General features: G+C 69.2%; 16 protein-coding genes. 8 read left to right on the forward strand and 8 right to left on the reverse strand.

The genetic code is table 11. The annotated features are described in order from the left end of the window. Nucleotides 1-30: 30 nt before the first annotated feature. Genes HNR07_RS19505 through HNR07_RS19515 form a run of 3 tightly spaced genes read right to left on the reverse strand, consistent with a single transcriptional unit; the run spans nt 31 to nt 3,371 of the window. A complete protein-coding gene (locus HNR07_RS19505; RefSeq protein ID WP_184366218.1) occupies nt 31-777 on the reverse strand; it encodes a succinate dehydrogenase/fumarate reductase iron-sulfur subunit in 747 nt (248 codons plus the stop codon). Then, complete coding sequence (locus tag HNR07_RS19510) at nt 774-2,720, reverse strand: fumarate reductase/succinate dehydrogenase flavoprotein subunit (protein ID WP_184366219.1); 1,947 nt, start codon at nt 2,718-2,720, stop codon at nt 774-776. The genes HNR07_RS19505 and HNR07_RS19510 overlap by 4 nt, the downstream gene beginning before the upstream one ends. Continuing rightward, nucleotides 2,721-3,371, reverse strand: coding sequence for a succinate dehydrogenase cytochrome b subunit (locus HNR07_RS19515; protein ID WP_312894071.1), 651 nt, complete (start codon nt 3,369-3,371; stop codon nt 2,721-2,723). A gap of 131 nt (nt 3,372-3,502) precedes the next feature. Here HNR07_RS19515 and HNR07_RS19520 point away from each other — a divergent pair, with 131 nt between their 5' ends. The 6 genes from HNR07_RS19520 to HNR07_RS19545 all read left to right on the forward strand — a co-directional run bounded on the left by HNR07_RS19520 (nt 3,503) and on the right by HNR07_RS19545 (nt 11,778). Continuing rightward, nucleotides 3,503-4,492 carry a LysR family transcriptional regulator gene (locus tag HNR07_RS19520; RefSeq protein WP_184366221.1) on the forward strand — a complete coding sequence of 330 codons (990 nt, stop codon included), beginning with the start codon at nt 3,503-3,505 and terminating at the stop codon, nt 4,490-4,492. Between the two features lie 231 nt (nt 4,493-4,723). After that, the gene (locus tag HNR07_RS19525) at nt 4,724-6,553 is read left to right on the forward strand and encodes a glycosyltransferase family 1 protein (protein ID WP_184372339.1); all 1,830 of its coding nucleotides are present in this window, start codon (nt 4,724-4,726) and stop codon (nt 6,551-6,553) included. A gap of 203 nt (nt 6,554-6,756) precedes the next feature. Further along, nucleotides 6,757-7,602 carry a hypothetical protein gene (locus tag HNR07_RS19530; RefSeq protein ID WP_425572596.1) on the forward strand — a complete coding sequence of 282 codons (846 nt, stop codon included), beginning with the start codon at nt 6,757-6,759 and terminating at the stop codon, nt 7,600-7,602. Nucleotides 7,603-7,681: 79 nt separating this feature from the next. After that, nucleotides 7,682-9,655 (forward strand): fumarate reductase/succinate dehydrogenase flavoprotein subunit, encoded by a 1,974-nt coding sequence (locus HNR07_RS19535; RefSeq protein WP_184366223.1) that lies wholly within the window; start codon nt 7,682-7,684, stop codon nt 9,653-9,655. Next, nucleotides 9,652-10,443 (forward strand): succinate dehydrogenase/fumarate reductase iron-sulfur subunit, encoded by a 792-nt coding sequence (locus HNR07_RS19540; RefSeq protein WP_184366224.1) that lies wholly within the window; start codon nt 9,652-9,654, stop codon nt 10,441-10,443. Before HNR07_RS19535 ends, HNR07_RS19540 begins: the two co-directional genes overlap by 4 nt. Before the next feature lie 216 nt (nt 10,444-10,659). After that, the gene (locus tag HNR07_RS19545) at nt 10,660-11,778 is read left to right on the forward strand and encodes a DNA alkylation repair protein (protein ID WP_184366225.1); all 1,119 of its coding nucleotides are present in this window, start codon (nt 10,660-10,662) and stop codon (nt 11,776-11,778) included. Nucleotides 11,779-11,858: 80 nt separating this feature from the next. On the opposite strand, the gene HNR07_RS19550 is transcribed toward HNR07_RS19545, so the two are convergent. The 4 genes from HNR07_RS19550 to HNR07_RS19565 form a co-directional block, all read right to left on the reverse strand. Next, entirely contained in the window at nt 11,859-12,494 is a 636-nt protein-coding gene (locus tag HNR07_RS19550) for an MBL fold metallo-hydrolase (RefSeq protein WP_184366226.1), read from the reverse strand. A gap of 71 nt (nt 12,495-12,565) precedes the next feature. Continuing rightward, entirely contained in the window at nt 12,566-13,549 is a 984-nt protein-coding gene (locus HNR07_RS19555) for an adenylate/guanylate cyclase domain-containing protein (RefSeq protein ID WP_017582799.1), read from the reverse strand. A 109-nt stretch (nt 13,550-13,658) separates the two neighbouring features. Next, nucleotides 13,659-14,180, reverse strand: a complete 522-nt coding sequence (locus tag HNR07_RS19560) for a PH domain-containing protein (RefSeq protein WP_184366227.1) — start codon at nt 14,178-14,180, stop codon at nt 13,659-13,661. A 72-nt stretch (nt 14,181-14,252) separates the two neighbouring features. Then, entirely contained in the window at nt 14,253-15,083 is an 831-nt protein-coding gene (locus tag HNR07_RS19565; RefSeq protein WP_184366228.1) for a biotin--[acetyl-CoA-carboxylase] ligase, read from the reverse strand. A 126-nt stretch (nt 15,084-15,209) separates the two neighbouring features. On the opposite strand from HNR07_RS19565, the gene HNR07_RS35910 reads away from it, so the two are divergent. Beyond that, nucleotides 15,210-15,380: a hypothetical protein gene (locus tag HNR07_RS35910; RefSeq protein ID WP_312893897.1), complete on the forward strand. Its 171-nt coding sequence runs from the start codon at nt 15,210-15,212 to the stop codon at nt 15,378-15,380. A gap of 137 nt (nt 15,381-15,517) precedes the next feature. Beyond that, the gene (locus HNR07_RS35915) at nt 15,518-15,817 is read left to right on the forward strand and encodes a Uma2 family endonuclease (protein WP_312893898.1); all 300 of its coding nucleotides are present in this window, start codon (nt 15,518-15,520) and stop codon (nt 15,815-15,817) included. Nucleotides 15,818-15,881: 64 nt separating this feature from the next. Here HNR07_RS35915 and HNR07_RS19575 read toward each other — a convergent pair whose 3' ends face one another. Continuing rightward, nucleotides 15,882-18,527, reverse strand: a complete 2,646-nt coding sequence (locus HNR07_RS19575; protein WP_221318874.1) for a phosphoenolpyruvate carboxylase — start codon at nt 18,525-18,527, stop codon at nt 15,882-15,884. Nucleotides 18,528-18,613 lie beyond the last annotated feature (86 nt).

Here is an 18,613-nt window from a genome sequence, read left to right on the forward strand (position 1 = left end):
GTGCGCTCAGTCAGTACAACCGGAGCCCGGTTAACCGACGCCCTTGCTGAGGGAGCCCAGCAGGTCGCGGTTGAGCTGCGAGATGGTGTCCAGCGGGATGCCCTTGGGGCAGACCGCCGCGCACTCACCGATGTTGGTGCAGCCGCCGAAGTCCTCGTGGTCGTGCTGGTTGATCATCTTCACCACACGCGAGGCCCGCTCCGGCTGCCCCTGCGGGAGCATGCCGAGGTGGGTGACCTTCGCGGCGGTGAACAGCATGCCCGAGGCGTTCGGGCAGGCCGCCACGCAGGCGCCGCAGCCGATGCAGGTCGCGGCGTCGAAGGCGCGGTCGGCGTCCGGCTTCGGGATCGGGTTGGCGTGGGCGTCCGGCGCGGTACCCGTGGGGGCGCTGATGAAGCCGCCCGCCTGGATGATGCGGTCGAACGAACCGCGGTCCACGACCAGGTCCTTCACGACCGGGAAGGCCTTGGCTCGCCACGGCTCCACCGTGATGGTGTCGCCGTCGTTGAAGCTGCGCATGTGCAGCTGGCAGGTGGTGGTGACCTCCGGACCGTGGGCCTCGCCGTCGATCACGACGCCGCAGGCACCGCAGATGCCCTCGCGGCAGTCGTGGTCGAACGCGACCGGGTCCTCGTTCTCGAGAGTGAGCTTCTCGTTGAGAACGTCGAGCATCTCGAGGAACGACATGTCCTCGGAGACGTCCGTGAGCTTGTACGTGACCATCCGGCCTTCGTCGTCACGGCCCTTCTGGCGCCAAACGCGCAGGGTGATGTTCACTTGTAGCTCCGCTGCTTCATCTCGACGTACTCGTACTCCAGGGCTTCCTTGTGGAGCACGGGCTTGCTGTCAGCGCCACCGAACTCCCAGGCGGCGACGTAGGCGAACTCGTCGTCGTGGCGCAGGGCCTCGCCGTCCTCGGTCTGGCTCTCCGAACGGAAGTGGCCGCCGCAGGACTCGCGGCGGTGCAGGGCGTCGATGCACATGAGCTCGCCCAGCTCCAGGAAGTCGGCCACGCGGTTGGCCTTCTCCAGAGCCTGGTTGAGCTCCTCGTTCGTGCCCAGCACCTTGACGTCGCGCCAGAACTCGGCGCGCAGCTCACGGATGAGCTCGATGGCCTTGCGCAGGCCCTCCTCGTTGCGCTCCATGCCGCAGTAGTCCCACATGATGTGGCCGAGCTCCTTGTGGAAGGAGTCGACGGTGCGGGAACCGTTGATGGAGAGCAGCTTGTCGATGCGGGAGGTGACCTCCTCCTTGGCCTTGACGGCCTCGGGGTGGCTCTCGTCCAGCTTCTCGAAGGGGCCGTCCGCCAGGTAGTCGTTGATGGTGTTCGGCAGGACGAAGTAGCCGTCCGCCAGACCCTGCATCAGCGCGCTGGCGCCCAGGCGGTTGGCGCCGTGGTCGGAGAAGTTGGCCTCACCGGTCACGAACAGGCCCGGGATGGTGCTCTGCAGGTCGTAGTCGACCCACAGGCCACCCATGGTGTAGTGCACCGCCGGGTAGATGCGCATCGGAACCTCGTACGGGTTCTCGCCGGTGATGCGCTGGTACATGTCGAACAGGTTGCCGTACTTGGCCTCGACGGCGTCCCGGCCCAGCCGCTCGATCGCGTCAGCGAAGTCGAGGTAGACGCCCAGACCGCCGGGGCCGACGCCGCGGCCCTCGTCGCAGACGTTCTTGGCGGCGCGGGACGCGATGTCACGCGGCACCAGGTTGCCGAACGACGGGTAGATGCGCTCCAGGTAGTAGTCGCGCTCGTCCTCGGGGATCTGACGCGGGTCACGCGCGTCGCCGCCCTCCTTGGGCACCCAGATCCGACCGTCGTTACGGAGCGACTCGCTCATCAGGGTCAGCTTGGACTGGTAGTCGCCGCTGACCGGGATGCAGGTCGGGTGGATCTGCGTGTAGCAGGGGTTCGCGAAGTGCGCGCCCTTGCGGTGGGCACGCCACGCGGCGGTGACGTTGGAGCCCATGGCGTTGGTCGACAGGAAGAAGACGTTGCCGTAACCGCCGGTGGCCAGGACCACCGCGTCGGCGAAGTGCGTCTCGATCTCGCCGGTGACCATGTCGCGGGCGATGATGCCGCGCGCCTTGCCGTCCACGACGATGACCTCGAGCATCTCGTGGCGGGTGTTCATCTGAACGGTGCCCGCCGCGATCTGCCGCTCCTGCGCCTGGTAGGCGCCGATCAGCAGCTGCTGGCCCGTCTGGCCGCGCGCGTAGAACGTACGGGAGACCTGCACGCCGCCGAAGGAGCGGTTGTCGAGCAGGCCGCCGTACTCACGGGCGAACGGCACGCCCTGGGCCACACACTGGTCGATGATCTCGACGCTGGTCTGGGCCAGACGGTAGACGTTCGACTCACGGGAGCGGAAGTCGCCGCCCTTGACCGTGTCGTAGAACAGGCGGTGGATGCTGTCGCCGTCGTTGCGGTAGTTCTTCGCGGCGTTGATGCCGCCCTGCGCGGCGATGGAGTGCGCGCGACGGGGGCTGTCCTGGTAGCAGAACGAGATGACGTTGTAGCCGGCCTCGCCCATGGTCGCCGCGGCGGCGGCACCGGCCAGACCGGTACCGACGATGATCACGGAGAGCTTGCGCCGGTTCGCGGGGTTGACCAGCTTGGCCGAGAAACGGCGCTTGTCCCAGCGCTCGTTGATCGGGCCCTCGGGCGCCTTCTCGTCGCGGAGCGGGGCGCCCTCGATGTAGAGGTCGTTCTCAGACATTTAATTCACCAGTCCAAAGGTGACTGCCAGGGGCGGCAGCAGGAAACCGACGGTCACGATCACCGCGAGCGCCACCGCGACGGCGTTGATCTTGCCCTGGCGACTGGCCTTGTTGACGCCCAGGGTGGCCATGCCGCTCCAGATGCCGTGCCGCAGGTGGAAGCCCACCGCGATGACGGCCAGGACGTAGAACAGGGTCACGTACCAGAACTCGGGCTGGAACCCGTTCACGAGCCGCTCGTAGGGGCTGTCGGACTTGCCGCCCGGCGCGATGTCGTTCGTCGTCAGGTGCAGGATGTGGAAGACCACGAAGAGCGCGATCAGCACACCGCCCCAACGCATGGTGTAGGAGGCGTAGGTGCGCTGCACGCGCTTCTTCACCACGTAACGCTGCTCGCGGGCCTTGCGTGCGCGGATCGTGAGAACCGCGGCGGAGTAGATGTGGATCAGGATGCTCGCGAGGAGCACCATGCGGAAGATCCACAGAAAGCCGCTCTCGGGCAGGATCGGGGACCCGATCTCACGGAGTGCGTGGGCATAGCCGTCGAAGGCGGCCTGGCCCGAGAAGACCTTCAGGTTGCCGTACATGTGCACGATCAAATACAGCACGAGGATCGCACCGGAGGCAGCCATTGCTGACTTGAGCGCCACCGTGGACCCGTAGGCCGTAGACCGCTTCTTGGTCAAGGTACTGTTCGCCACAGCCTGCAACTTTAAATTGGGGTTAAGTCCGACGTCCAAGTCATCAGGACCCTGGTGTCCATAGCCTTAGGCTATGAAGCATGCAGTTCCAGCAGCTCGCCTACTTCGTCGCTGTGGCCCGCACGCGCCATTTCACCCGTGCAGCCGAGCTTTCTCGCGTCGCCCAGCCGAGTTTGAGCAAACAGATCCGCAGCCTTGAACGTGAGTTGGGCGCCCCGTTATTCAGTCGTGCTCGGGGAAACATCACACTCACACCAGCGGGTGAGGCCTTACTTCCGTTGGCCCAGCGCATCCTGACCGACCTGGAGACAGCCCGCCGCGAGGTCGCGGAGCTCGCCGGGATCCGCCGCGGCCGGGTCCGGCTGGGGGCGACGCCGTCGCTGTGCGCGGGGCTGCTGGCCGACGTGCTCGCGAACTTCCATACCCGGTTCCCCGGGATCGAACTCCACGTGGAGGAGAGCGGTTCGCGCGACCTCATCCGGGATCTGGGCCGGGGCGAGCTGGACCTGGCGCTGATCATCCTGCCACTGCACAGCAGCGACCCGGACTTCTCGACCACCCCGATCCTGCGGGAGAACCTGGTGGTGGCGAGTCCGACCTCGCGCCCCTCACCGAACGGTCGGGCGTCCATCCGCATCACCGAGCTGGAGAACCGCCCGCTGGTGATGTTCCGGCGGGGCTACGACGTCCGCGAGGCCACCCTGCGCGCCTGCCGCGCCGCGGGGTTCGAGCCGGACCTGGCCGTGGAGGGCGGCGAGATGGACGCGGTGCTGCGGTTCGTGGAGGCGGGCCTGGGGTTGGCGGTGGTGCCGAGCATGGTGCTGCGCAACCGCCCCGGCCTGCGCGGCACCCCGCTGGCCCGGCCGCGGCTGCTGCGCACGGTGGCGCTGGCCCGGCGCAAGGACGTGGAGCCGTCGCATTCGGCGGAGGCCTTCCGCCGCCACCTGAACGAATACCTGCTGACGATGTCGCCGGAGGACCTGGGGCCGGATCTGGAGGTGCTCATCTCCGCCGCGGACGCGGGCGATCCGGGACACGGCCTCCGTGGGGGACCAGGGGAACGGGACTGATCCGACGGACTGCCCCGGGCCGAGGGCCCGAGGGGCCGCTGGCTTCCGGCCTGACGGACTGGTCCGACTTCCCCTACTTCGCACGGCTCTGTCATCGACCCTCCCCCGTACCGCGGTTGCTTCGCCGCGACCCCCGCCTGGGTGACCCTTGAACCCAACCGCCGCCACCGGCCCTCCCCCACCGGTCCCGTGCGGGAGGCACCCATCCCCTATGCGGAACGTGGTCGCGTGATGAGACTCAGGTCGTTTTCCCGTAAGCAGGTCGTACTGGTCGCCGTCGCCGCGGCCACCGCCGCCGTCGCCCTCAGCCCGCCCCGGCTGGCCCTGGCCCTGGTCTTCGCCGGACTGGCCGTCCTGGCCCTGGGCGTGGCGACCCTGGTGGAGAGGCAGCGCCACCGCCTGTCCGAGGAGCTGGGGCAGGTGTACGGCAGGCTCGACGAGATGACCCGTGACCGCCACGACGAGGCGAGTATCGCTCGCGAGCGCGACGCGCGGATCCGGCAGACCATCCAGGAGGCGGCCGACGCCTGCGCGGACCGGACCGTGGAGGGCCTGGCCAGGCTGGAGCGGAAACGGGCCCGGGAGCGGGATCGCGAGGAGACCTCCCCCACCCCGGCGGAGCGACGCCTGGCCGACGCGCAGGACCTGCTCTGGACCGGGTACAGCTCCCAGGGACTGGACCGGCTGCGTGTGCTGGGCGCCGCCCCCGAGGCCAGCCCGGAAGTTCGGGCCGAGGCACACAAGACCCTGTCCAACTGGCACCGCGCCACGGGCACACCTGACAGCGCACGGGACCACGCCCACCTGGCCGATCTGGCGGCCCCGCGTGCGGCGCGTGGCGCTTCGGGGGTTCCCTCGCTGCTGACCGCGCGTATCCGGGCCCCGCGGACAGCACGGCACTTCGACGTGGTACTGATGTCGGACTTCCGGCTTCCCGGCGGCACCACCGGCAGCAACCTCCAGGAGATCGACGCGCAGCGGAACGCGGGGCTGAGCACCGGCCTGGTGCACCACCCCGTGCTGCGTGAGGACCAGTCCCGCGGGGTCAACCCCAAGATTCTGGCGGCCGTGGACAACGAACGGGTCCGATTCGTCGCCCCTGATGAGCGGGTCACCTGTGACCTGCTCGTGGTCAGGTTCCCGCTGATCGGGCAGCGACCGATGGATGTCCTGCCCTCGGTGGAGGCGGCGCGGCGAATCGTCGTCCTCAACCAGACTCCGAACCGGCGGTACGGGGTAGGGATCGAGGGCAACGAGGCGTGGGACGTGGGCCGCTGCGTGGAAGGGTTCACGAGCCTGCTCGGAGAGCACACCTGGCACCCGATCAGTCCGCGGGTGCGTGAGGCGATGGTCCGGCACCACGCCGCGGAGATGGCCGGGATCCCGCTGGCCGAGGAGGACTGGACCAACATCATCGACCTGGACGCCTGGCGCCGCCCGTCCCGGCGCGCGGCGGACGGCCGGGTGCTGCTCGGTCGGCACTCACGGGACCACCGGGACAAGTGGCCGGACAGGGCGTCGGTGCTGGCCGCCGCGTATCCGGCGCTGCCGGGCTGGGAGACCCACGTGCTGGGCGGGGCGAAGGTTCCCGAACACGTGCTGGGCGCGCTGCCGGACCACTGGACCGTGCACGGCTTCGACACGGTGGACGTGCGCGCGTTCCTGCACGGCCTGGACGCGTACGTCTACTTCACCGGGGAGGGGCACCTGGAGCCGTTCGGCCGGTCCCCGCTGGAGGCGATGGCCGTGGGCCTGCCGACCCTGCTGCCGGAGTCGTTCCGGCCGGTGTTCGGGGACGCGGCCCTCTACACCGATCCGGCGGGGGTCCGGGAGGCGGTCGAGGCGCTGATGGGCGACGAGGACCGGTACTCCCGGCAGGTGCGGCGCGGGCACGAGGTGCTGCGTGAGCGCTTCAGCCACCAGACGCACCTGCGGAGGTTGGCGGGGCTGGGGGTGCGCGTTCCGGCGGAGTTCCTGGAGGCGCCGGGAACGTCAGGGACGTCAGGGGCCAACGGAATCAGTGGAACAGCAGGGGAAGCAGGGGCTCTGTTGATCCCCTGAACCATGGAGAGTGGCATAGATCACATTAATTTCCCCGAGGTTACCCGGAGGCCGGAACGTGACCGTGATCACAGCGGCTTAGCGTTGCGTAACAGACCGGTTCGCTGCTGCTTCCCGCAGCAATCCAGCACCCGGGAGCGGTCACGGCCACCGGAGGCACGGGTCCGCGCCCCGTCTCCCCGGCCCGCCGCTCTCCACAGGAGGTGGAGACCACGGTGACCTCTACGACCTCTGCACACGACGAGCGCCCCGGTGGCGGCCCCGGCGGTGGCCGGGCGCGGCTGAGGCAGCGCACGCTCCGCACCGACCGATGGTGGCTGGGCCCGACCCTGACGACGTTGGGCCTGGCCACCTTTCTGGTCTACGGGGCGGTCCGGGTGTTCCAGCAGGACCATTACTGGGTCCAGGAACACCACTACCTGACGCCCTTCTACTCCCCCTGCCTGGCCGCGCAGTGCGTCCCGGACGCCTCGCTCCTCGGGCGCGTGCCGTGGGAGTTCCCCCCGTTCCTCCCCTACGCCCTGATCAGCCTGCCGATCCTGCTGCTGTTCCGGGTGACCTGCTACTACTACCGCAAGGCCTACTACCGCTCCGTCTGGCAGGCACCCACGGCCTGCGCGGTGCGAGAGCCGCACAGCAGCTACACCGGCGAGACGCGTCCGCTGATGCTCCCGCAGAACGGCCACCGCTACTTCTTCTACGCCGCCGGGGCCATCGTCCTGATCAATACGTGGGACATGCTCGTGCCCTTCTTCCACGGGACGGAGGGCGGGTTCGGTATCGGGGTCGGCAACCTCATCATGCTCACCAACGTGCTGCTGCTGTGGGCGTACACCTTCGGCTGCCACTCGTGCCGGCACATCATGGGCGGCCGCCTGCGCAGCTTCAGCCGGAGTCCGGTCCGGTACTGGTTCTGGACCCGGATCTCCACGCTGAACGACCGGCACATGCTGTTCGGCTGGCTGAGCATCGCGTCGCTGATGGCCACCGACGCCTACATCGCCCTGGTCGCCAGCGGCACCATCACCGACCTGCGCATCCTCAACTGAGCACCGCGTCTCGACAGAACACCGCGTCTGGACTGGGCACGGCAACCCACACGAGCATCGGGGAAGGAAGACACATCCCATGCCCCCCACAGCAGAGAACGGGATCACCCGGTACGACTACGACGTCGTGGTGATCGGAGCGGGCGGCGCCGGGCTCCGGGCCGCGATCGCCGCACGCGAGCAGGGCAAACGCACCGCGATCATCTCGAAGTCGCTCTTCGGCAAGGCGCACACGGTGATGGCCGAGGGCGGCGCCGCGGCCGCCCTGGGCAACACCAACGAGGCCGACTCCTGGAAGGTCCACTTCCGCGACACCCTGCGCGGCGGCAAGTTCCTCAACGACCCCCGGATGGCCGAACTCCACGCCAAGGAGGCGCCCGAACGCATCCTGGAACTGGAGTACTGGGGCGCGCTGTTCGACCGCACCGCGGACGGGCGGATCAGCCAGCGCAACTTCGGCGGACACGAGTACCCGCGGCTCGCGCACGTGGGCGACCGCACCGGCCTGGAGCTCATCCGCACGCTGCAACAGCGGATCGTGGCGCTACAGCAGGCCGACGCGGCGGAGTACGGCGACCCGGACGCCCGGCTGAGGGTCTTCGCGGAGACCGCCGTGACCAGCCTGATCAGGGAGGACGGAGACGCGGGAAGGATCGTCGGGGCCTTCGGCTACCGCAGGGTGGACGGCGGGTTCGTGCTGTTCGAGGCGCCCGCCGTCATCCTCGCCACCGGCGGCATCGGCAAGGCCTTCCGCACCACCTCGAACTCCTGGGAGTACACGGGAGACGGGCACGCCCTGGCACTGCGCGCCGGGGCCTCGCTGATCAACATGGAGTTCGTCCAGTTCCACCCCACCGGGATGGTCTGGCCGCCCTCGGTGAAGGGCATCCTGGTCACCGAATCCGTGCGCGGTGACGGCGGCGTGCTGCGCAACTCCAAGGGCGAACGGTTCATGTTCGACTACGTGCCCGACGTCTTCCGCTCGCAGTACGCGGAGACCGAGGCCGAGGCGGACGGCTGGTACGACGACCCCGCCCACCACAGAAGGCCGCCGGAGCTGCTGCCCCGCGACGAGGTGGCACGGGCCATCAACAGCGAGGTGAAGGAGGGGCGGGGCTCCCCGCACGGGGGCGTGTTCCTGGACGTGTCCTCGCGGCTGCCCGCCGAGGAGATCCGGCGGCGGCTGCCGTCCATGCACCACCAGTTCAAGGAACTGGCGGACGTGGACATCACCGCCGAGCCCATGGAGGTGGGCCCCACCTGCCACTACGTGATGGGCGGGGTGCGGGTGGACGCCGACACCGCGGCCTCGGACGTGCCCGGCCTGTTCGCCGCCGGTGAGGTGGCGGGAGGCATGCACGGGTCCAACCGGCTGGGCGGCAACTCGCTGTCGGACCTGCTGGTCTTCGGGCGGCGGGCCGGGCTGGGCGCGGCCGCTTACGTGGACGCGCTCGGTGACGGGACCGGTAGCGCCGAGCCGGAATCCGGGGTAGTGGACCGGGCGGCCGCCGAGACGGTGAGTTCGTCGCTGGCTCCGCTCAAACAGGGTGAGGGGGAGAACCCGTACACGATCCACTCCGAACTCCAGGACACCATGAACGACCTGGTCGGGATCATTCGCAAGGGGCCGGAGGTGGAACAGGCCCTGGAGCGGTTGAAGGAGCTGTCCGAGCGGGTGGAGGTGCTCAGCGCCCCCGGGGACCGGGTGTACAACCCTGGCTGGCACCTGGCACTGGCCCTGCCCAACATGCTCCTGGTGTCCGAGGCCGTGGCCCGGGCGGCGTTGGAGCGCACCGAGTCGAGGGGCGGGCACACGCGCGACGACTACCCGGAGATGTCGGCCGAGTGGCGGAAGGTGAACCTGTCCGCGCGGGCCGTCGACGGCCGGATCGAGCTGGAGCGGCGCCCGGTCGCGGACATTCCCGAGGAGATGCTCGCCCTCTTCGACCGGGACGAGCTGGCGAAGTACCTGACCGAGGCGGAGCTGCCGGGAGGCCGGAGCGCCGACGGGGAAGAACCCCCCGAAGAAGGACCCGAGGAGGGCACGTCATGAGTGAACGGACGTTCCGGGTGTGGCGCGGCGCGGCCGACGGAGAACTCACCGAGTACCGGGTGGAGGTGAACGAGGGCGAGGTCGTCCTGGACGTGCTGCACCGCCTCCAGGCCACCCAGGCCCCCGACATGGCGGTCCGGTGGAACTGCAAGGCGGGCAAGTGCGGCTCGTGCTCGGTGGAGATCAACGGGCGGCCCCGCCTGTCCTGTATGACCCGGATGAGCGTGTTCGACGAGGACGAGGTCATCACGGTGACCCCGATGCGCACCTTCCCGGTCGTGCGGGACCTGGTGTGCGACGTGTCGTACAACTACGACAAGGCCCGGGAGATCCCGTCGTTCACCCCGGATCCGAAGACGGAGCCGGGTGACTTCCGGATGCGCCAGGTGGACGTGGAGCGCTCGCAGGAGTTCCGCAAGTGCATCGAGTGCTTCCTGTGCAACAACGTCTGCCACGTGATCCGCGACCACGAGGAGAACAAGGAACACTTCTCCGGGCCGCGGTTCCTCATGCGGGTCGCCGAGCTGGAGATGCACCCCGAGGACACCGCGGACCGGCGCAAGATCGCCCAGGAGGAGTTCGGGATGGGCTACTGCAACATCACCAAGTGCTGCACGGAAGTCTGCCCCGAAGGGATCCGCATCACCGACAACGCGCTCATCCCGCTGAAGGAACGCGTGGTGGACCGCAAGTACGACCCGCTGGTGTGGCTGGGTTCGAAGATCGGCACGCGCCCGAAGGACACCCCGATGGCCCCGAACACCCGCCGCCCGCAGGACGGGGACTGAGGGTCCAGCAGGTGAGCGGTGGGCGGCGGGGACGACAGATCCGCCGCCTTTTCCCACCCAAGGCCCACAAAGCTCGCTTCACGCCTTTGCTGCCTGCTTCTACGTTTTCTCGACTTCGTCGTAGGGGGCGGATAGCTTGACCGTCCCGACGCCGGTGCCGCCCACCCCCAGCCCCGGCGCGGCACCGATCCGGGGCATGAACGAAGGAAGCGGGACATGGCCGAGGACACCGGCTTCAAGCGGCATTTCAATGCGGAGAGCGCACGTTACCTCGGAGAACGGATCCGTGTGGTCCACCCCGGTTTCGACGTGGACGGCTACGGCGCGCAGATCGGCGCCCGGGTCGGCCCGCTGGAGCTCAAGGACCGGGCCCTGGTGATGGCCGAAGGCCTGCGCGCAAGGCTCCCCGAGCACTACCCCGACGCCCTCGACGTGCTCCGTGCCTGTATGTCCGCCCTCACCGACGAGGACAAGGGATACGCGGACGGGTTCTACCTGATGGCCGTGACCCGGTTCGTGGAGGAGTTCGGGGTGGATCACCCCGAAGCCTCTCTGGCCGCGATGCCCGAACTCACCCGGCACCACACGTGCGAGTTCGCCGTCCGACCCTTCGTGTCGGCGCACTACGAGGCGGCGATGGCGATGATGCGCTCCTGCGCCGTCCACGACGACCACGACATCCGCCGGTTCGCCAGCGAGGGCATCCGCCCCCGGCTGCCCTGGGCCCGCAGGCTCCCGAAGTTCGTCGCCGACCCCGCCCCGGTGCTGGAGGTCCTGGAGCTCCTGCGCAGCGACCCGTCCAAGTACGTGCGCACCTCGGTCGCCAACAACCTCAACGACGTCTCCCGAGACCATCCCGGCCTGGTGCTGGACACGGCCGAGCGTTGGACGCGCGAGAGCCCGACCCCGGAGACCGCGTGGACGGTCCGGCACGCGCTGCGCACCCTGGTGAAACAGGGCGACCAGCGGGCGCTGGCGCTGCTGGGGGCCACCGGCGGCGAACACGTGGAGGTGAAGGGGCTGGCCCTCACTCCGGAGGTGCTCGACCTGGGCGGGCCCCTGTTGGTCCGGGTGGACCTGGTCAACACGGACGGGCGGCCGCACACGGTGGTCGTGGACTACGTGGTGCACCACGTGCGCGCCAACGGCAGCCGGAGCCCGAAGGTGTTCAAATGGGCGAAGGTCGAACTGCGCGCCGGGGAGCGGCGGACCCTGGAGAGGAAACACCCGGTCCGCCCGATCAGCACACGCTCCTACTACCCGGGGGAACACCTCGTGGAGATCCAGGTGAACGGCCTGGTGAAGGCGGCGGAAGCGTTCGAGCTACGCGTCTGACCGGTCCGATCGCGGCGGGTGCCCTTCCTCGGCACGGACACAGGATGCCCCGCTGCGCGTCGGGGAGGGCTGGGCCGGGCTCAGAACCCCCGGCTGGTCCACTCGTCGAGGTGGGCCGCGGCTTCGGCGATGGTGGTGGACTCGCCGTGGCCGGGGTGGACGACGGTGTCGCCGGGCAGGGTGGCGAGTTGGTCGCGGATGGAGGCGATGATCGTCGGGAAGTCCGAGGCGGGCTGGCCGGTGGCGCCCGGGCCGTCGGGAAAGAGGGTGTCGCCGCTGAAGACCACGCCGAGGTCGGGGGCGTAGAAGGAGACGCCGCCGGGGGTGTGGCCCGGAGTGTGCAGGACGTTGAGCTCCGTGTCTCCGGCGCGCAGGACCTCGCCGTGCAGGAGCGGGGCGTCGGGTTCGCGGTAGGGGTGGACCTGGTGCCAGAGTTCGGCGTCGTCGGGGTGGAGCAGGATCGGGCAGTCGGTGAGGTCGGCCAGGGCGACGGCGGCGTTGACGTGGTCGCTGTGGCCGTGCGTGCACACGATCGCCATCAGTTCGCGGTCGCCCAGGCCCCGGGCGATGCGCTCGTGGTCGTGGGCGGCGTCGATCACCACGGCGCTCTCGTCGTTGCCGATGATCCACACGTTGTTCTCGACGTTGGACTCGGCGCCCTCGACGCTGAAGATTCCCGAGGTACGCAGCCGCTGGACGGGGGACAGGGAACTCACAGGCTCACCACCTGACGTCTGGCGGGACAGGGCTTCTGAGCCTATCCCGACGGATGTGCACGCACACGCTTTTAGCCGGCGTCGAAGTCGCGGCGCAGGGCGTAGGGCTGGATGAGGCCGAGGCCGTGCGCGTGCCGGGCCCGGACCTTGACGACTTGGAGCCCTTCTTCTTCGGCGAGGCTCTCAGCGAGCGCGTCGTCGATGAGGACCGTGCCGGGGCGGGCGAAGGAGGTGAGGCGGCTGGAGCGGTTGACCGTGGTGCCGAAGACGTCCCCGTGCAGGGTGAGCACCGGGCCGTAGGCCACGCCGACACGGACGTCGGGGACCTCGACGTGGGTCTTCACTCCGGAGGCCAGCCGCAGGGCGATGTCCGCCGCCTGGAGGGGCGAGTCCGCGACGTAGAGCACCTCGTCGCCGAGGGTCTTGACCACGCGGCCTCCGCCGGAGGCGACGATGTCGGCGGCGGTGGCTTCGAAACCCTCCACGACCCCGGCGAGTTCGACCTCGTCGAGTTCGCGGCTGAGCGTGGTGAAGGAGACCAGGTCGGCGAAGCCCACGATCAGCGGGTAGTAGTTCGGGACGATGTCGTTGCCGTTGGACATCACGGCGAGCGTGCGCGCGGTGGAGGCGGCGAGCTGGCGGCGCCAGATGTGCAGGAGGAGGCGCTCCACGTCCGGCAGGAGCTCCTTGACCTGGTTCATCAGAGGGTTGGCGGCCTCGTTGCCGTCCTGGAACATGAGGGTGCTCAGGATGCTGGTCTGCCAGTCGGCCAGGCGGGCCATGGTCTGCCCCATGGCGCGGGCGAAGCGGACCACGCCCTCCTCGTCGAGGATGCCCTCCTTGAGCAGGGAGTCGGTGATACGCAACGCCTCGACGTCGCTCTCGGCGAAGATGACCGAGTCGTCACCCAGGGTGGGAAAGCCCAGGGCGCGCCAGACGCGGCCGGCAAGCTCGGGATCGGCTCCGGCGAGCTCGACCGCCTGTTCCCTGGTGTAGACCGCCTCACCACCGAGCAGGACGGACTCGATCGCTTTCGGGTCAGGACGCGACGGCATACGTTCTCTTTCACGGGACCTTCCCCGCCGGAGCGGGGAGCAATCTCTTTGCCACCGGCCCGAAGGCGCGGTGCTGGATGCGCCTCCAGCTTACGCCGGAGGCCTGGGGTCAACCCTGGGGGCCGGTCGGGTAGTCCGGCCGCTGGGCCGCGTTGACCTGGCGGTAGATCTCCGACTGGAACCACTGGGGTCTGGGCACCCGCTGGAGGACCATGCCCTCCTGCTCTGATGCCGACTGAATGGACAACGTTCCGTACCGCATGATCCGTTCCCAGAGCGTGATGTTGAAGGAAACATCGTTCACCCTGGTCAGCGGCATGTCCCGGCCCTGCTTGGAGATGATGCCGTCCCGCATCATCAGCCGCCGGTTGGTGAGGATGTAGACGGTGGTCGCCCACTTGAGCATGGGGACGAACCAGAAGGCGAGCGCGGCGACGACGCCGACGGCCACCACGACTCCTCCGGCGATCAGGCTCCAGTCCTCGTTCCAGGGTATGAAGAACAGGGCGGCGCCGACGACACCGATGATGAGCAGCAGCGCGACGAACTCACCGGCGAGGAGAGTCCAGTGCTGCCGTGCGACGTAGACGAGTTCCTCGTCGTCGGAGAGATAACGGTCCGCGATAGCCATAACGGTGATAATGGCACACGCCGACCGGGTCCGGGAGTGGCTGGAATGCTCCTGCGGACGAGTGGTTCGCGCTCATCGGCCGGGGCGGACGTGCACGACGTCCCCGGCGCTGAGCGCCCGCTCCCCGACCAGGAGCCTTGCTTGGGCGTCAACCCCGGTCGCGGTGCCTTCCAGGAGGCGGTCTCCGGGCAGGTGGACCCGGACGGGCCGTCCGAGGGTGAGGCAGACGTCCCGGTACTCGGCGGCCAGCCCGCTGACCTCGGCGTCGCCCGCTGACGCGGTCCACGCGGCGTAGCGTTCCTCGAACTCGGCCAGAACCGTGGCGAGGAGTTCGTCCCGGCTGATCCCGGGAGCCCCCTCGGCGCGGAGTGAGGTCGCGTTCTCCACGGGGAGCTGCTCGCGGGTCTGGGCGACGTTCAGCCCCATACCCACCACGATCCCCAGTTGGTCGGCGTCGGAGAAGTCGGCCTCGGCGAGGATCCCGGCCAGCTTGCCGTCCCGTTCCTCCCCCGGCACGAGGACGTCGTTGGGCCACTTGAGCGCGGCCTTGACCCCGGTCACCTCGCGCACGGCGGCGACGGCGGCCAGCCCCATCATCGGGGAGACCCAGCCCAGCCGGTCGGAGGGCACGGAGGGCCGCACCAGCACGGAGAAGGTGAGCGCCACACGGGCCGGTGTGGTGAACCCGCGCCCCAGACGGCCCTTGCCCGCGGTCTGGTGCTCGGTGACCAGGACGGTGCCCTCGGGCGCTCCATCCTTGGAGCGGGCGATAAGGTCGGTGTTGGTGGACCCGGCCTCGGGCACCACGTCGACGCCGCGCCACAGCCCGCCGGGACGGATGACGGAGGCCGCGATCGCGGACTGGTTCAGAGGGAGGAGCGCGGTGTGGGCTTCGCTGGTCATAGGCCCATTACAACAGCCCCGAAATCCTCTGTGGACAACCCGCCAAGCCGGTTCCACCCCGGTTAAGCTGATTCCAGCACATCGGTGATCATGTCTAGCTACTTTGAGTAGCCGGAGGTGCGACAGTTGACCATCGCAGCAACAAGGACGGCCCAGCACGAGCCGTCCCACTGGGAAGTCGTGCTGCGCGCCTGGGAAGAACTCGACCTGCCCGAAGGCTGGCGGGCCGAGATCATCGAAGGCGACATCAAGATCATGACTCCCCCTCCCTCGAACACGGCCACATCGTGGCCCTGATCCACAAGTGGCTCGTTCTGGAGTGCCACCATGAGGGAAGCGGAATCGGTGGAGCAGAGGTTTACCAGAACATCGGTGTGCGAATACCACTCCGCAGTGGCCTGTACATACCTGACCTGATGGTGTTGCCCTAGTCAGTGCTGAGCTCTGACCCTGAGCAGCTGATCAAGGATGCGATCCTCGTGGTTGAGGTGACTTCCAAGAGCACGGCACAGAAGGATCGCAAGCCCAAACTCTGGGGCTACGCACATACGGAGGTTCCCCTTTACCTCCTGGTGGACCGCTGGGACCCGGAGAGCGCCAAGGGTGAGGTAACCCTGTTCTCGGCTCCTGAAGGCGGGCGCTACACCCGTAGTCTCCGTGTCCCCTTCGGCGAAGGGATCGAGCTCCCCTCACCCTTCGGCCTCTTGATCGACACCGGCGCGTTCCCCGTCTGACTCATCCACGAGTCGGGCCCCGCGCCTGCGGCAGGTGCGGGGCCCGAGGTTCAACAGGCAGGGGTCAGCCGGTGTTCTGCAACCCCGCTGCGACTCCGTTGACCGAGAGCAGGAGCAGTCGCTCCAGGTGCTGGCTGTCCTGGTCGGACAGGGAGTGCGACTCCTCGCCGCGCAGGGCTTCCAGGGCGCGGAGCTGGAGGTGGCTGAGCGCGTCCACGTACGGGTTGCGCAGGTCCACGGCGCGGGAGAGGATCGCGCGGTTCTCCAGGAGGCGGTCGTGGCCGGTCACCTCGAGGACGAGTTCGCGGGTGCGGTCGTACTCGCCCAGGACCGTCTCGGTGAGCTCGGGCCGCCCGCCCAGGGCCAGGTAGCGCTCGGCGATGGTGCGGTCGGTCTTGGCCAGGCTCATCTCCGCGTTGTCCAGCAGCGAGGCGAACAGCGGCCACTCCTGGTAGGCGGACTGGAGGACGGACAGGTCGTCGACGGCGGCCAGGCCGGTGCCCAGGCCGTACCAGCCCGGGAGGTTGACCCGGGTCTGGGTCCAGGCGAACACCCACGGGATGGCGCGCAGGTCCCCGAGGCCCTTGGCGGCGCCGCGGCGGGAGGGGCGGGAGCCCAGACGGAGTTCGCCGAGTTCCTCCAGGGGGCTGACCCGGGAGAACCACACCGCGAAGTCCTCGGTGTTGATCAGCGACAGGTAGGTCTCCTGGGCCGCGGTCGCGACGGTGTCCGCGTAGGGGCGGTAGCGCTCGGCGGCGGCGCGTTCGCGTTCCTGGACGGTGTCGGTGGAGGCCATCAGGACGGCGTGGCCGACCTGTTCGATGTGGCGGCGGCCGATGGCGGCCTGGCCGTAGCGGGCGAAGATGACCTCGCCCTGTTCGGTGACCTTGAAGCGACCGCCGACCGAACCCGGCGCCTGGGCGAGCAGGGCGCGGCTGGCCGGGCCGCCGCCACGGCCGAGGGAGCCGCCCCGGCCGTGGAAGAGGGTGAGGACCACGTCGTTCTCCCCGGCCCACGCGGACAGCCGGGCCTGGGCGTCGTACAGCCGCAGGGTGGCGCTGACCGGGCCCACGTCCTTGGCGGAGTCGCTGTAGCCGAGCATGACCTCCACGCGGCGGTCGTTGTCGGCCAGGCGCTGGCGGACCGGCGGGAGTTCGAGCATCCCGGCCAGGACTCCGGGCGAGGCCTCGAGGTCGGCGCCGGTCTCGAAGAGCGGGATGACGTCCAGGACCGGTACGCGCTTGGGTGGCAGGGCGTGAGTGGCCAGCTTGTAGACGGCCTCGATGTCGGCGGCAGAGCGGGTGAAGCTGACGATGTAGCGGCGGCAGGCCTCCACGCCGAAGCGCTCCTGGATCCAGGAGACGGTCCGGATGGTGTTGAGGACCTCCTCGGTGCGCTCCGAGAGGGGGCCGCCCGCCTCGACTTCGGCGAGCGCGGCGGCGTGGACCTCGCTGTGCTGGCGGATCTCCAGTTCGGCCAGGTGGAAGCCGAAGGTCTCGGTCTGCCAGATCAGGTGCTGGAGTTCGCCGTAGGCCTGCCGGTTGGCGCCCGCGGCGGCCAGGGAGTCCTGGACCAGGCGCAGGTCGGCGAGGAACTCGTCGGCACCCGCGTAGGCGAGGTCGGCGTCGCGTTCACGGGTGGCGCGCAGGCGTGCGGTGGCCAGGAGCAGGAGCTGGCGGTGGGGTTCGTTGGGTGAGCGCTGGGTGATCTCGCCCATCAGGGCGGGGTGTCCGGCCCTGGCCTGGGAGACCGTGTCCAGCAGCGCGGGGCTGGCCGGGGTGAGGTTGGAGTAGGCGGTGAGGGTGCGGGCGAGCTTGCCGCAGGTGGCCTCCAGGCCGCGCAGGATGTGCTCGGACTGGATGGTCACGGCCTCGCGGGTGACCTCGTGGGTGACGAAGGGGTTGCCGTCGCGGTCGCCGCCGATCCAGGTGCCGTAGCGCACGAAGGGCGCGGCGCTGGGCGGACGGGTGCCGGTTCCCTCGGGGTCGATGGCGGTGTCCAGGGTCCGGTAGACCTCCGGGATGATCGCGAAGATCGTCTCGTCGAAGGCGGCCAGGGCGGTGCGCACCTCGTCGAGCGGGTCCAGCTTGGTGTAGCGCAACTGCGAGGTGCGCCAGAGCAGGTCGATCTCCTCCAGGAGGCGGCGGTGCGCCTCGGCGGCGGCGCTGCTGCCCTCGTGGGAGGTGTGCCAGGCGTCCAGCTGGGCGCTGATCCGCAGGATGGAGGTGGAGACGGCGCGGCGGCGGGCCTCGGTGGGGTGGGCGGTGAGCACCGGATGGAACTCCATGCCCGCGACCAGTTCGGCCAGGCGCTCCTCGCCGCCGCCGGTCTCGCGGATGGCGCGCACGGCGGCGGCCAGGGACTCGCGGGAGGGGTTGGCGGCGTCGTCGCGTTCGCGCAGGGCGCGCATCCGCTGGTGTTCCTCGGCCAGGTTGGCCAGATGGAAGTAGACCGTGAAGGCGCGGGCGACCTGCTTGGCGCGTTCCAGGGGCCAGGCGGCGACGATCTCGGTGATCTCCTCGGTGGTGACGGAGCCGTCGCGGGCGCCGATCACCGCGTGCCGGAGTTTCTCGACATCGGCGAGCAGGTCCTCACCGCCGCTTTCGGCGAGGACCGTTCCGAGCATCTCGCCGAGCAGCTTGACGTCATTCCTGAGCTGTTCGGGGACTTCCTGCCGGGCACTGTCACGTTCTGCGCTTACCGCTGTCATGGGGCCGACCTTACCGAGATCGTCCCTGGCGGCGTGCGTGCGGGGGTGGATTTACCGTGGTTATGCCCGAGCGTTAACAATTGTGG

The organism is Nocardiopsis metallicus (assembly GCF_014201115.1).
Lineage (GTDB): Bacteria > Actinomycetota > Actinomycetes > Streptosporangiales > Streptosporangiaceae > Nocardiopsis > Nocardiopsis metallicus.